This is a genomic window from Chitinimonas naiadis (assembly GCF_054780835.1).
Window position 1 is genome coordinate 410,839 of sequence record NZ_BAAGVO010000004.1, and the last position, 14,096, is coordinate 424,934.

The following is a 14,096-nucleotide window of genomic DNA, read 5'->3' on the forward strand; positions in this document are numbered from 1 at the left end:
CAATTCTAGCCGTCTGTCAGTGAAAGGCGCATTTCCTCCTGCAGCCACTGTATGAAAGTCTGCAAAACCGGTCGATGAGGTGGCGGCTGCGGGGTGACCAGCCAGTACGACCAGTTGAAGGGAAGCGTGGTCTCGAACAGCTGTACCAGGCGCCCCGCAGCCAGGTCGTCACGCACCAGTGAGCGCCGGACCAGTGCAATCCCCTGCCCCTCGACCGCCGCCTGCGCCAGCACGCCGGAGTCATTGAACACCAGCCCTTGGCTAGGCTCGGGCCAATCGAGCCCGACCAGTTCAAACCAGGGCCTCCAGGGCTCGCCCTCGCCTCGCAGCAAGGGACGCCCCAGCAAGTCCGCAGGGTGATGTGGTAATCCGCCAGCCAGCTTCGGGCTCGCGACGACCAGGAAGTACTCCTGGAAAAAAGGTTCGGCATGCACGCCGCGCCAGTTGCCCGCCCCTACCCGGATGGCGAGATCAATCCCGCCTTCGGCCAGCGACTCAACCTGCCTCGAGGACTGCACCCATAGTTCGACCTCCGGGTTCGCCTCGATATAACGGCCCAGCCTGGGTGTCAGCCAGCGTGCGGTGAATGAGGGCAATACCGTCACCGTGAGCTTGGGGCGCTCCCGCTCACGGCGGATAGCGTCCAGCTCGTTGCTGACTGCCACCAGCAAGCGGTTGAGTGTCGAAGCAAGCCGCCGCCCTTCCACCGTGAGTGCCAGTCCGCGCCCCTGCCGGACAAACAGGGCATAGCCCAGTTGCTCCTCCAGCCCCTTGACCTGATGACTGACCGCGCCAGGCGTGACAAACAACTCGGCTGCCGCCCTTGCCACGCTGCCAGTACGGGCAACCGCTTCGAAAGACCGTAATGCCGGCAAGGAGGGAAGTTTTCCTGGCGTCTCGAATAGTGAATTCAATTCAACACTCCAATGAGAAAGCATCGATTGTGCGGTTTCGCCCAAGCCCTGAAAATTCAACTCAGCAACAGGCTATTCCAGCCTACGGGCAACCAGCGGAAGGAGCACAAAATGTTGTATGAGTTTATCGAATATGAACATCGCCTGACACAAAATCAGGTACTGAGCGTACGCAGCACAAGCGGCGACCTGGTGGTCTGCGAACAAGGCGATCTCTGGCTGACGGAAGAAGGTGGCCCTGATGTTTTTCTGACAGCGGGAGAGAAGCATCGGGTCCGGAGCAATGGACACCTGCTGATCGAATCGCTCGAGGCCGCTCGGCTGCAATATCTGCCCAGGGAAGCCGCCGGGATCACAATGGCGTGGCGCAAGCACGCTGCCCTCCTGGCACGACAGATCAACGTCGCAGTCCATCGCGTTCTGCCGCAGCTGGTCAAGCCATCGGCACATCGGTCGCAAAGCCATCGCGGCAAGGCAAGCCCGGGAGCACCATGCGAATGCGCCTGAGCGCGGCGATACAAGGAGCGTCATCATGGATCACCCCTATGAAGAGCAGCATCCCGACGCATCACACCACTACGACGACATACTGGAACCCGTCCTGCTTGCCGTCATCGCCCTGTTGCTGGTGCTTGGCCTGATCACCGACCTGTTTTCCGGTGCCGCAGAGCCAGCACTACAACAAGCGAACACGGCCGCACCGACCAGTGCGGCAAGGCCCAATCCGGCCTGACTCCCAGCACGCCCGGTGGCGCAGCGCCACCTTGCCGGCCAGGCCCGGTCCACAAGACCGGGTGTGCCACTCTTTTCGCCCTCTCAGGAATTGCCATGGATCAAATCAGCCACTATGCCGCCAAGCTTGCCTATGAGATCGATGCGGCCGATCTGAAGGTCGCGCTGGATGCCGGCGACCGCGTCGTCGTGATCGATGCCCGCAGCGCAGAGGCCTACACCCTGGAACACCTACCCGGTGCCATCAACCTGCCACACCGCACCATGGACAGCGTCAGTACCGCCCACCTGGATCGCACCGCGCTTTATGTCAGCTACTGCGATGGCATAGGCTGCAATGCTTCGACCAAGGGCGCGCTGAAACTCGCCCAGCTCGGTTTTACCGTCAAGGAGCTTATGGGCGGGCTCGACTGGTGGAAGCGCGACGGACTGGCAACTGCCGGCCTGCGCGGCACACAGCCAGAGGCCATCGCCTGCGGTTGTTGATGCCACACCAGAACGAGGGCAGGCTGCCGGCCTGCCCTTTTCATATCCACAACGCGCTGGCAGCATGGCCATGCCGACCTTAGCCAGAGGCTCGAAAACACCGATGATCCGACTCCACTACTCGCCCAGCACTGCCAGCATGGCCCCCCATATTCTGCTCGAGGAGCTAGGCACGCCATTCGAGCTGCGCAAGATCGACATTCAGGGCGGCGAGCTTGATTCACCCGCCTACCGCAAGCTCAATCCCAACGGTTTGATCCCGGTGCTGGAGCAGGATGAACTGGTGCTGTACGAGACCGCCGCCATCTGCCTGCATCTTGTCGATACGCATCCGGGCGCCGGGCTTGCACCCAGCCTGGGCAGCGACGAGCGGGCTCATTTCCACAAGTGGCTAAGCTGGCTGTCCACCACCTTGCAGCAGGCCCTGGTTGTCTACTTCTACCCGCACCGCTGGGCGGAAAGCCCCGACGCCATCGCCCAGGTCAAGCGTCATGCCCAGAGCAAGACACTGTTTCTGCTGGAGCAACTGGACCAGCAACTCGCCAGCCATGGTCAGGACTGGCTGCAGGGATCGAGCTACAGCCTGCTGGACCCCTACGCCATGATGCTGTGCCGCTGGACCCGCAACTTCGAGGGCCACAAGGCGCGCGACTACCCCCACCTTGGCCCCTGGCTGCAACGCGTACTCGCCCGCCCTGCCGTACAACGGGTATTTGCCAGAGAAGACCTGCAACAGCCCTGGGTCTAGTACCGAATGTTTCCGGACCGCAATGACGGAAACGGCTGGTAACAGAGCGGCGCGCCATTTGCCGACAAGCCGGCAAGTCAAACGACGACAGTTTGCATAAACTATCGAAAATACTTGCCGGAGCACTTCATGCATCTGCTCGCCCATCGCGGCCATCATGCCGATCACCCCGAGAACACGCTCGACGCCTTCGCGGCGGCGCTCAAGCTGGGCTTCGAGGGCATAGAAACCGACGTACGCGTCAGCGCCGACCAGGAGCCGGTGCTGTTTCATGACCGGGTCGCCAAGAACGGCGAACCGGTTGCCGCCCTCACCCGCAAGCAGCTGTCGGACGTCTGCGGCTATACGGTGCCGACACTGACCGAGGCCCTGAACGCTTTTCCGCATACCTACTGGAACATCGAGATCAAGACGCCCGCAGCCGCCAGCCTGGCGCTGCCACTATTGAGTCACTACGAGGACACGCACAATCTGCTGGTTACCTCGTTTCGCCACGAAATTGTGCTGACGGCGGCCGAACTCCTGAACGTGGAGTGTGGCTTTCTGAGCGCACATCGCCCCGCAGCCATCAACAGCCTGCTGCATGCCGCCCTGCCCCATCAGAACCTTCGCACCCTGGTATGGGATTGCGAAATCGTCGACCCAGATATCCTGCACCAAGCGAACGCGCTGGGCTTTCGCAACGCGGTCTATGGCGCCAAGACGGCCTATGAGCACGCCCTGCTGCGTGAATTCGGCATCCAGGCCATCATTACCGACCACCCCCGTCATGTAGGGCTGATCTGACGGGTTTAGTCTGCGGGCGGCCAGTTTCCTGCGGCAACCTTGCTGCAACAGCGGATCACGGCCATCAGCCAGGGCGATGGGCCTGTCGGGCGCTTATCCGCTTGCCGTACATCAAGGAACTCAAATAGCCTGTCGCAGTCCCTACATCGGCTCCGGCGATTCAGTTAGAATCGCCGCTCTTTAATCTCTCTCCGCCCACCACGGATATTCATCATGTTGAACGGCAGTCTGGTCGCAATCGTGACCCCGATGTTCGAGGACGGCAGCCTCGATTTCGCCAGCCTCGAAAAGCTGGTCGAGTTTCATATTGCCGCAGGTACTGCTGGCATTGTCGCCGTTGGCACCACGGGCGAATCCGCCACGGTGGATGTGGAAGAGCATGTGGCCGTGATCAAGGCCACGGTGGCTGCTGCGCGCGGCCGCCTGAAAGTGATTGCAGGCACCGGGGCGAACTCCACCCGTGAAGCGATCGAACTATCGCGACAGGCCAAGGATGCCGGTGCCGACATGACCCTGTCGGTTGTGCCTTACTACAACAAGCCGACCCAGGAAGGCATGTACCAGCATTACAAGGCGATTGCCGAAGCCGTTGCGATCCCGATGATCCTGTACAACGTCCCCGGTCGTACCGTTGCGGACATGAGCAACGACACCATCCTGCGCCTTGCCTCCATCCCTAATATCGTCGGCGTGAAGGAAGCAACCGGTGATATCGGCCGTGCGGCCGACCTTGCCCTGCGCGCGCCAAAAGACTTTGCCCTGTATTCGGGTGACGATGCGACCGCCTTGGCCTTTATGCTGATGGGTGGCCATGGCGTCATTTCGGTCACCGCCAACGTCGCGCCGAAGTTGATGAGCGAGATGTGTGCCGCAGCGTTGCGTGGCGATATCGCCGCAGCACGTGCCGCCAACGACAAGTTGCAAGGCCTGCACAAGCATCTGTTTGTGGAAGCCAACCCTATCCCCGCAAAATGGGCGGTCAGCAAGATGGGCCTCATGCCCAACGGTATTCGCTTGCCGCTTACCCCGTTGTCCCCTGCAAGTGAAGCCCCGGTGCGCGCCGCAATGCGGCAAGCCGGTATCGAAATCTAAGGGTTACCCAGACATGATTCGTTCCACCCGTACTGCGGCAGCCATCTCGGTTGCGTTGCTGGCTGCCGGTTGCGCCAATACCACGTTCAAAGTGCCTTTTCTCGGCGACGATGACAAGCCCAAGACCCCGGAATACGCGCAGGCCCGCAAGGCTATCCAGAATCGTCCGCTGGAAATACCCCCGGACCTGACCGCACCTGAAGGCAACTTGGCCTACGTGATCCCCGGCCTTAGCAATATCACCCTCAATGCTGCTGGCCAGAAGGCACTGGAAACCGGTGCCGTATTGCCCAAGCTTGAGCGCGTCCGCCTGGAGAGCGCCGGTGGTCAGCGCTGGCTGGTCGTCAGCGCACCGGCCGAGACCGTCTGGCCGCAAGCCCGCCAGTTCTGGCTGGATCAAGGCTTCTCGCTGACCGTGGACAGCCCGACTGCCGGCATCCTGGAAACCAACTGGATGGAAGAGCGTCCGGACCTGCCGATCGGCGGCATCCGTGCTGCCATCCAGCGTGGCCTGGGTACGCTGTACTCCACCGGCAAAGTCGATCAGTACCGCATGCGCATCGAACGCAGCGCGACCGAAGAAGGCAGCACCGAGATCTATATCAGCCACAAGGCGATGGAAGAGAACTTCGTCGGCGCAGCCAAGGAAGACACGCGCTGGACTGTCAGTCCGGCCGATCCGGAACGCGAAGCTGAACAGCTGAAGAAGCTGCTGGTGCGCCTGGGTATCAGCGCAGATGTCGCCGGCAAGGTCGTAACCGCCGCCGCCAAGCCCTCGGACAATGTGGATGCACCGACCAGCAGTGCCGCTGGCAGCAGCCGCGCCACCATGACCACGATGGTCGACGGCAAGCGCGCCATCCAGCTGGAAGAGAGCTTTGATCGTGCATGGCGTCGCGTGGGCCTGGGCCTCGAACGTGCCGGCTACAGTATCAACGACCGCGACCGCTCCCTCGGCATCTTCTATATCCGCCCCGGCGTGATGCAGAAGGCCAAGGAAGAAGGCGGCAGCTTCTGGAGCAAGCTGGCATTCTGGAAGAGCGACGCCGACAAGAAGACTGAAGAGCAGAAGGGACCGGAGTATCTGGTCATTCTGTCTGGCAAGGACACTCGCACCATGGTGCGGGTTGGCGGTAAGGACGGCACGGCGCTGCCGGATGCCAACGTCAATGCCGTACTCGACCCACTGCTGGTCGAGCTGCGTTAAGCCAGTACCTGCATCAAACAGCCGCCCGAGCAATCCGGCGGCTGTTTCGTTTTAGCCGCTCAATCGTACCGACCCAAGCCGCCCCATACTCACAAGAACGCAGACCATGCACCCCATAAAAAGACTTTACGCCTATGCACAGGCCTACAAGGCCGACTTCCGGCTCGCTACCGCCTATTCGGTACTGAACAAGTTCTTCGACATCCTGCCTGAAGTGCTGATCGGGGTGGCCGTCGACGTGGTCGTTAAGGGCGACCAGAGCTTTCTCGCCACCCGCATACTGGGCGGCCTGGGCATTACCGACACCTGGCAGCAACTGCTGGCGCTGGGTGTATTGAATGTCGTGATCTGGGGAGGTGAATCGCTGTTCCAGTATCTGTACGAAGTCAAATGGCGGCAGCTGGCGCAGGATATCCAGCATGACTTGCGGCTGGACGCCTACCGTCACGTGCAAAAGCTGGAAATGGCCTATTTCGAGAACCAGCGCACCGGCAACCTGATGTCCATCCTCAACGACGACATCAACCAGATGGAACGCTTCCTCAACGGTGGCGCCAACCAGATCATTCAGGTCTTCTGCTCCAGCATCATGGTCAGCGCAGTGTTCTTCGCCCTGCAACCCAGCATCGCCCTGATCTCGCTGCTACCGGTACCAGCCATCCTGTTTGGCGCCTTCTGGTTCCAGAACCGGCTTGCGCCGCGCTATACCGAGGTGCGCGAAGCGGCAGGTGATGTCAGCGCCCGGCTCAACAACAACCTGTTGGGGCTGGCTACCATCAAGGCCTTTGCTACCGAACACTTCGAAGCTGCCCATATCGAAGAAGCCAGCAATGGCTATCGGCAGGCCAACGCCCGCGCCATCCGCGTCAGCTCCGCCATCACGCCGGTCATCCGCATGGCAATCCTGACCGGCTTTACCTCCACCTTGCTATACGGTGGATGGCTCACCCTGCACGGCCAACTGGCCGTCGGAGCCTATTCCGTACTGGTCTTCCTTACCCAACGTTTGCTGTGGCCGCTGACCGGGCTGGCGGAAGTCGCCGATATGTACCAGCGCTCGGTTGCCGCCATCGATCGTGGCATGAAGCTACTCGATACGGAGATCAAGATCCCCTACGAGGGTCGCCATTTTCCGGTCGACCAGGTCAAGGGCGAGCTTCGGTTCGAGCGTGTTGGCTTCTCCTATGGCGACAGCCCCACCCTGCAGAACATTGAGCTCGTGATTCCCGCCGGCAAGACAGTCGCCTTCGTGGGCAGCACCGGTTCCGGCAAGAGCACCCTGGTCAAGCTGCTGCTGCGCTTCTACTCCGCCCAGCAAGGTAGCATCCTGCTGGATGGCCAGCCCATCGACGAGTTGAACCTGCAGGATTTGCGACGCGCCGTCGGCTATGTCGCACAGGATACCTTCCTGACGGATGGCACCGTGGCCGACAATATCGCCTACGGCGTGAGCGGTGCCAGTGATGAAGCGATCGCTGCGGCAGCGCAAGCCTCCGAATCCACCGAGTTCATCAACAAGCTGGCGCTCGGCTTTGCGACGCGTGTCGGAGAGCGCGGCCAGAAACTATCCGGCGGACAGCGCCAGCGACTGGCCCTCGCCCGGGCCATTCTGAAGAACCCGCCCATCCTGATTCTGGATGAGGCCACCAGCGCCGTGGACAACGAGACCGAAGCGGCAATCCAGCGCAGCCTGGATGTGGTTAGCCGTGACCGCACCACCATCGTGATCGCGCATCGCCTTTCCACCATACGGCAGGCTGATTGCATCTACCTGATGGAAGGGGGCAAGATTATTGAAGCAGGTACCCATGAAGAGCTACTTGCAATGAATGGCGGCTACACCGCACTGTGGCGACTGCAAACAGGTGAGCGCGCGAATGCGCCGGTAAACGAGGAAGTGCACTGAAACCGATATTGGCCGTATGGATCCTGATCAAGGATCCATCGCTGCTTCAACGAGCTGCATCCAAAGTGGATCAGCACCCGACTTAAGCCGTACCCCCTTCCTGGCGACAGGACTACGTAGGGGATATCCACAGGCGTTAACAAGGGTTTTTACTTACACGAAAATTTCATCCAACACGTTGATATAGATCATAATTCATGGTTTGCTAATGCAGCCGACCCCGCTCTACAAAGAATCGGGACATGCAGCCTAAGTCGGCTACAAAGAACGATATAGAGTATATAAGGGTCGAATATGTTCGCCACACTGCAAGGCCGCGTCATCGCGGCCATTTCCTTTACGCTGCTGCCGGTCATCCTGGGCAGCGCCTTGATCTTCGCCAGTACCGAAAGTCGCTGGATCCATGAGCAGGCGAAAGCCCAAGCCCAGGTACAGATCGGTAACCTGGTCGACCAGCTCGGCATCATCGACCAGCAGATGCAGGCTCGCGTCAAAGCCTCGATGAAACTGCTGAAGAACCGCGGTGAAGCAATCGGCCCGGCCACTGCCGGCCCTGCCGTGACGGTGAAGGACAAGAGCACGCCGGATTTGATGTTGGGCAGCCAGGCGCAAGCCAACCAGTTTGGCCTGGTCGATGGTGTGGTCGAAATCATGGATGGTACCGCCACCCTCTTCTCGCGCTCCGGTGATGACTTCGTCCGTATCTCCACGACGGTCAAGAAGGATGGCAATCGCGCCATTGGTACCGTACTGGACCCCAAGGGCCGCGCTATTGGAGCGATCAAGCAGGGCCAGCCCTTCTACGGCCAGGTGGACATCCTTGGCAATCCTTACATCACCGGCTACGAGCCGATCAAGGCCACCGACGGCAATACGACCGGCATCTGGTATGTCGGCTACAAGGTGGACCTGCAGCCACTGCAGGCAACCCTGGGCCGCGCCAAGCTGATGCAAAGCGGCTTTATTGCGGTAGTGGACGACAAAGACAAAGTCCGCTTCCACTCCGAAGGTCAGGACGACAAGGCCGCACAGGAACTGGCGACCGGCAAGCCGGCCGACTGGGTACGATTCGAGCAGGATTTCCCCGCCTGGAACTTCAAGGTAGTGGCCATGTATCCGGCGGCCGAAGCCGACGGCGCAGCACGGCAGCGGGCATGGTTGATCTTCGCCGGCGGCGTCGCCCTGGCCGTCATCCTGCTGCTGGTCATGCTGGCCTTGCTGCGCAAGCTGGTATTGAAGCCGATCGGAGGTGAGCCGGAAGCTGCAGTCAAGGCTGCCCGCGCGATTGCCGATGGCGACCTGTCCTCGCAATTGAACGCGCATGACGCACCGCAAGGCAGCATGATGGCCGCGATGGCCCGCATGCAATCCTCGCTGCGCGACATGGTCAGCGAGATCCAGCGCGAAGCCGGCCAGGTCAACGAGATCGCGGAGCGTTTCTCGGCCACCTCGAAACAGATTGCCGACGGCTCCGCGCGACAGAGCGATGCCACTACCACCATGGCCGCTGCGCTGGAGGAACTGAGTGTCAGCATCAGCCATATCACCGGCAACGCCCAGGCGGCACTGCAGGCGACCGAACAGAGCGCCAAGCTGTCGCAGGAAGGCGAGCGTGTCATCGACCAGACCGTGGAAGAAATACGTGGCATTGCCGGCCAGGTGGACAACACCGCTACCGTGATCGCCGAACTGTCTTCGCAGACCGGGCAGATCTTCAGCGTGGTTCAGGTCATCAAGGAAGTCGCCGAGCAGACCAATCTGCTCGCCCTGAATGCCGCCATCGAGGCCGCGCGCGCCGGCGAGCAGGGCCGTGGCTTTGCGGTCGTTGCCGATGAAGTACGCAAGCTAGCCGAGCGCACTGCCAGCTCCACCCAGGAGATCACCCGAACCATTGATGCGATCCAGGCCAGCGCCAACAATACCTCGCATACCGTGCAACAGACTCAGGCGCGTGTCAGCCAGGGTGTGGAACTGGCCCATCAGGCCGGTGAAGCGATCAAGCATATCGAGACGGCCTCCGGCGAAGTGCTGCGTGTCAGCAGCGAAATCAATACCGCCTTGCGCGAACAGAGCCAGGCCAGCAATGAGATTGCCATCAACGTCGAGCGCGTCACGCAGATGATCAGCCAGAACGAGGAAGCCTCGCGCGAAGCCGCCAAGGAAGCGGAAGAAATGCATCAGGTTGCCATGAACCTCAACGAAACCCTGCGTCGCTTCCGGCTTTAAACGCATGGCACAAGCAGTCTGTCACGGCGGATCGGGGGGCTTTCTCCTGCAGCGCCGTGGCTGTTCTGCCACGCCAGACCACCGTCCTCACCACCATCGCCCGGCTCGGGCAAGCCCCTGTCTATAATGGATCCGCAAGCCCCAAACCTGTACCGGTAGCCGTACACCGTAAAAGCAGGTTCTCAAATCATGCGGAGACAACGATGAGCAACTGGACGGCCTTTCCTCACGACGCAAAAGCCTTCGACTACACCGGCGACAAACTCTGGAAGCACTGGGAGCGCCTGCACGGCGGCGACCAGGAGCCTTGGCCCGAAGACGAAGCCAGCCAGGAAGCCTGGCGCGCCTATCACCGCGGGGACTTCCAGAATGCGGTTGCGCTGGGTCTGAAAGCCGAAACGGCATCCGGCATGAATGCCGCGAACAAGGCCCAGTCGATCTACGCCACCTATCTGGTGGACGACGAGGATGAAAAAAAGGAACTGTTCGAAGAGGTCGCTGATCGCGCAGAGATCGCCGCCAAGGAGAATCCGCACAATATCAATGCCCACTACCAGCACGCCTATGCATTGGGCCGCTACAGCCAGGCGATATCGATCGCCAAGGCGCTGGCCCAAGGCATTGCCGGCAAGTGCAAGGCCAGCCTCGACAAGACCCTGTCGCTGGCGCCCGAACACGCCGAGGCCCATATCGCGCTGGGCGCCTACCACGCCGAGATCATCGGCAAGGTCGGCAGCATGGTGGGATCGCTGACTTATGGCGTTTCCAAGGATGCCTCGGAAGCGCACTACCAGAAGGCGCTGGAGTTGATCCCGCATTCGGCCATTGCCCATATCGAATACGGCAACGGCCTGCTGACGCTGTTCGGCAACAAGAAGGTCAAGGATGCCACCAAGCTTTATGAGGATGCGGCGGAAAGTACACCGCTGGACGCCATGGAAAAGCTGGATGTGGAATTTGCCAAGTCGGAGCTGACGGACGACTGACCTTCAAGCCACGGCAGGCGTCAGACCGCGATGCCTGCCCGGAAAAAATAAAAGCCGCTCCTCTTGGAGCGGCTTTTATCTTGTAGCCCTGCCTCAGCGCTTAAAGATGAGCGCGAATCACATCGGCCAGCGTCTTGACACCTTCTTCGATCTTTTCCGGCGAGGCGTGGCTGAAATTCAGCCGCAGCTCGTTCGACACGCGCTCCTGGGCATAGAAGGGCTTGCCGGGCATGAAGGCGACCTTGCGGTCCAGCGCCGGCTGCAAGAGCCCGTAGCTGTCGATATTGGCCTTGAGCTTGACCCAGAAGAACAGGCCGCCAGGCGGCACTGTCCAGTCGGCGATGTCGTGGAAATGTTTGTCCAGGGCGGCTGCCATGATGTCGCGCTTCTGATGGTAGAAACCACGCAGACGAGCGATATGCTCAGGATACTCGGCCGAGGTCAGCAGCTTGTGCATGGCCCACTGACCGGCACGGTTGGTGTGCAGGTCGGCGGCTTGCTTGAGCTTGTAGAAATGCGGCATCAGGTCGGGGTGACACGCCAGGTAGGCCACACGCAGGCCGGGGATGGCGGTCTTGGAGAAGGTACCGAAGTGGACCCACTTGGCCTTCTTCAGACGGGAGCAGATCGGCGCGCGATCGCAATCGTCGTAGACCAGTTCACGGTAGGGTTCGTCTTCCAGCAGGGTAACGTTGTACTCGTCGAACAGGTCCGCCACGCGCTGGCGGGTAGCTTCGTCGTAGCAGACACCCGACGGATTCTGGAAGGTGGGGATCAGGTAGGCGAAGCGCGGACGCTCTTCTCGCAGCTTGCGTTCCAGCTGCTCCAGATCCGGACCTTGCGGGGTGAGACCTACTTCGATGAAGCGGGCACCGTACAGGCTGAAACACTGCACAGCAGCCAAGAAGGTCGGCGCCTCAACCAGGACCGGGGTGTTTTCATCAACAAACAACTTGGCCGACAAGTCGAGACCTTGTTGCGAGCCGGTCAAGACCAGTATCTGGTCGGCAGTGACTGACACGCCGTTCTTGCTCATCTCGGCAGCGACGGCTTCCCGCAGCCACTTCTCGCCTTCGCTCGGGCCATATTGGCTCAAGTTGTCGGGCAAACCGTTGAAATCGAGCTTGGGCATCGCTTCCGGGGCAGGCAGGCCACCGGCGAAGGAGATCATGTCGGGCTGGTTGGCAACGGCGAGAATCTCGCGTACCAGGGAGCCTTGCAGACGATTGATACGTTCAGAAAACATTATGGGGATTTCTTTGGGGAGGTCGTAACCCTGACACCCTGAATGAAAACGCGCGCCGCCACAAGGGACAGCGCGCGCCTGGAGATCCATAACCGTACCGGTATCAGCGTGTTCCCTGCCCCTGCATGCGCAGTACGCCGAGGTGCAATTCGGCCAGATCAGGGTCCGGTGGGCAATCAAGCACGCTCAACAGTGTTGCCAGGACCAGCTTTTCAAATTCGGCGGCAAAGCCCTCGATGATACGGGCCGGGTCCGGTACCAGCTTCTTGTCGGTCATGACCCCGAAATTGACGCGATCGTTGTACGAGAGAATAGAAACCCCCATGCCGATCTCGCCAGATTGCGGCACCCAGAACTGCAGGTCATGTACCTTGGCCCCCGCCATGTAGATAGGCTCCTTCGGCCCCGGCACATTGGTCATCACCGCAGTGGACTTGGTGCTGAAGAACTCGATCGCCGGCTGTTCGATCATATTGGGTAGCGAGCCGACCACGCTCAGGAGCCCCAGGGTGATGATGGCATCGTAGCCGCCCTTGATCTCCTCCATCCGCCGCTTGACCTCGTAGACCCGTTCGATAGGGTTCGCCACGCCGATCGGAAGGGGCAGGAACACCAGGCCAAAGTAGTTGCCGAGCTTGTCGAGCTTGCTCTCAGGCCGCAGGTTGACCGGCACCGAGGCGCGAATGGTCAGGCCATCTACCTTCTGGCCGCGTTCCAGCAGATAGGCACGCAAGGCACCCGCCACGCAGGACAGCAGTACGTCGTTGATGGAGCAGCCCAAGGCCTTGCCGACATGCTTGACCTCCGGCAGGGGCAAGGACTCCGACCAGGCAATGCGCTTGGTCGTCGACAGCTTGCCCTTGAACTTGGTGCGAGGGTCGGCCGGCATGGCAGCGAGTCGCGCCAGTCCCTGGCCGAGGCCGATGCCGGTCTGGGTGTATTCCGCCAGCTTGCCGGGATTACTCATCAGCCCGTAACCGGTACCCAGCACCTTGGCATAGCTTTTCAGCATGCCGGCGTAGACCTTGGCGACCGGCTTGTAGAGCCGCATGAAAGGATCATCGGGCTCTCGCTCGTCGGCAAGAAAGCGCGGCTTTTTCGCCTCGGCGGTACTCGCGCCCTGCTCTTCCTTGTCGGTCAGGCCTAGCAGGACCTGAATCAGCGCGATGCCATCGGCAATGCAATGGTGGATGCGCGCGACGAGCACGCTGCCTCCCTGGTAGTTCTCGACGACATAGAACTGCCAGAGCGGCTTGGAGAAATCCATGGGTATGGATATCAGCTCATTGACCTTGGTTTCCAGCTCGGCCTTGTCGGCGAGGCCGGGCAAGGCCACCCGATGCAGATGGTTGGTGATGTCGAAATCCGGGTCCGCCTCCCAGGCGGCGTTGGTGCCAGTGCGTACCACCCGCTGCTTGAAGCGATTGTGCTTGAGCAAGCGTTGCTCCATCACCACACGCAGGCGCTCGTAGTCGATATCGCCCTCAAAGAACATGATGCCGGTGATGACCATCAGGTTGGTCGGCCTGTCCATGCGCAACCAGGCAGTGTCAACCGCGGACATCGCCTCCCGCCCCGTACCGAATAGATTCAACAACATATTTCCCCACTGTGTATGGATTCTGGTTGTTGTAGGCGAGCCAAACGGCCGCTCGCTTGACTGCCTTGCCGGAGGATTATAGAACACAGCTTGGCGCTGCCCGCCAGCTGTGGCGGGACTTACAGTGACCTTACTGCATCTGAACACACAAGCATACAAAAGCGAGG

13 protein-coding genes are annotated in these 14,096 nt (G+C 60.6%); 10 read left to right on the top strand and 3 right to left on the bottom strand.

Annotation, left to right across the window (positions count from 1 at the left end; all coding sequences use genetic code 11):
* Nucleotides 1-5: 5 nt before the first annotated feature.
* Nucleotides 6-914, bottom strand: coding sequence for a transcriptional regulator GcvA (gene gcvA, locus ACYVHK_RS07825; RefSeq protein ID WP_460529435.1), 909 nt, complete (start codon nucleotides 912-914; stop codon nucleotides 6-8).
* Between the two features lie 111 nt (nucleotides 915-1,025).
* Here gcvA and ACYVHK_RS07830 point away from each other — a divergent pair, with 111 nt between their 5' ends.
* The 10 genes from ACYVHK_RS07830 (at nucleotide 1,026) to ACYVHK_RS07875 (ending at nucleotide 11,083) form a co-directional block, all read left to right on the top strand.
* Nucleotides 1,026-1,421: a DUF2917 domain-containing protein gene (locus tag ACYVHK_RS07830; RefSeq protein ID WP_460529438.1), complete on the top strand. Its 396-nt coding sequence runs from the start codon at nucleotides 1,026-1,028 to the stop codon at nucleotides 1,419-1,421.
* A gap of 25 nt (nucleotides 1,422-1,446) precedes the next feature.
* Nucleotides 1,447-1,647 (top strand): hypothetical protein, encoded by a 201-nt coding sequence (locus tag ACYVHK_RS07835; RefSeq protein ID WP_460529441.1) that lies wholly within the window; start codon nucleotides 1,447-1,449, stop codon nucleotides 1,645-1,647.
* A gap of 95 nt (nucleotides 1,648-1,742) precedes the next feature.
* Nucleotides 1,743-2,132, top strand: coding sequence for a rhodanese-like domain-containing protein (locus ACYVHK_RS07840; protein WP_460529444.1), 390 nt, complete (start codon nucleotides 1,743-1,745; stop codon nucleotides 2,130-2,132).
* Between the two features lie 103 nt (nucleotides 2,133-2,235).
* A complete protein-coding gene (locus tag ACYVHK_RS07845) occupies nucleotides 2,236-2,880 on the top strand; it encodes a glutathione S-transferase family protein (protein WP_460529447.1) in 645 nt (214 codons plus the stop codon).
* A 129-nt stretch (nucleotides 2,881-3,009) separates the two neighbouring features.
* The gene (locus ACYVHK_RS07850; protein WP_460529449.1) at nucleotides 3,010-3,666 is read left to right on the top strand and encodes a glycerophosphodiester phosphodiesterase; all 657 of its coding nucleotides are present in this window, start codon (nucleotides 3,010-3,012) and stop codon (nucleotides 3,664-3,666) included.
* 213 nt (nucleotides 3,667-3,879) lie between these two features.
* Nucleotides 3,880-4,758: a 4-hydroxy-tetrahydrodipicolinate synthase family protein gene (gene dapA / locus ACYVHK_RS07855; RefSeq protein ID WP_460529452.1), complete on the top strand. Its 879-nt coding sequence runs from the start codon at nucleotides 3,880-3,882 to the stop codon at nucleotides 4,756-4,758.
* Between the two features lie 13 nt (nucleotides 4,759-4,771).
* Entirely contained in the window at nucleotides 4,772-5,965 is a 1,194-nt protein-coding gene (gene bamC, locus ACYVHK_RS07860; RefSeq protein WP_460529455.1) for an outer membrane protein assembly factor BamC, read from the top strand.
* Nucleotides 5,966-6,071: 106 nt separating this feature from the next.
* Nucleotides 6,072-7,871, top strand: a complete 1,800-nt coding sequence (locus ACYVHK_RS07865) for an ABC transporter ATP-binding protein (protein ID WP_460529458.1) — start codon at nucleotides 6,072-6,074, stop codon at nucleotides 7,869-7,871.
* A gap of 294 nt (nucleotides 7,872-8,165) precedes the next feature.
* Complete coding sequence (locus tag ACYVHK_RS07870; RefSeq protein ID WP_460529461.1) at nucleotides 8,166-10,097, top strand: methyl-accepting chemotaxis protein; 1,932 nt, start codon at nucleotides 8,166-8,168, stop codon at nucleotides 10,095-10,097.
* Nucleotides 10,098-10,300: 203 nt separating this feature from the next.
* Nucleotides 10,301-11,083 carry a tetratricopeptide repeat protein gene (locus ACYVHK_RS07875; protein WP_460529464.1) on the top strand — a complete coding sequence of 261 codons (783 nt, stop codon included), beginning with the start codon at nucleotides 10,301-10,303 and terminating at the stop codon, nucleotides 11,081-11,083.
* 100 nt (nucleotides 11,084-11,183) lie between these two features.
* Here the strand turns inward: ACYVHK_RS07875 and ACYVHK_RS07880 are convergent, their stop codons facing one another.
* Nucleotides 11,184-12,329, bottom strand: a complete 1,146-nt coding sequence (locus ACYVHK_RS07880) for an aminotransferase-like domain-containing protein (RefSeq protein WP_460529467.1) — start codon at nucleotides 12,327-12,329, stop codon at nucleotides 11,184-11,186.
* 103 nt (nucleotides 12,330-12,432) lie between these two features.
* Nucleotides 12,433-13,893, bottom strand: coding sequence for a WS/DGAT/MGAT family O-acyltransferase (locus ACYVHK_RS07885; RefSeq protein ID WP_460529470.1), 1,461 nt, complete (start codon nucleotides 13,891-13,893; stop codon nucleotides 12,433-12,435).
* Between the last annotated feature and the right edge of the window lie 203 nt (nucleotides 13,894-14,096).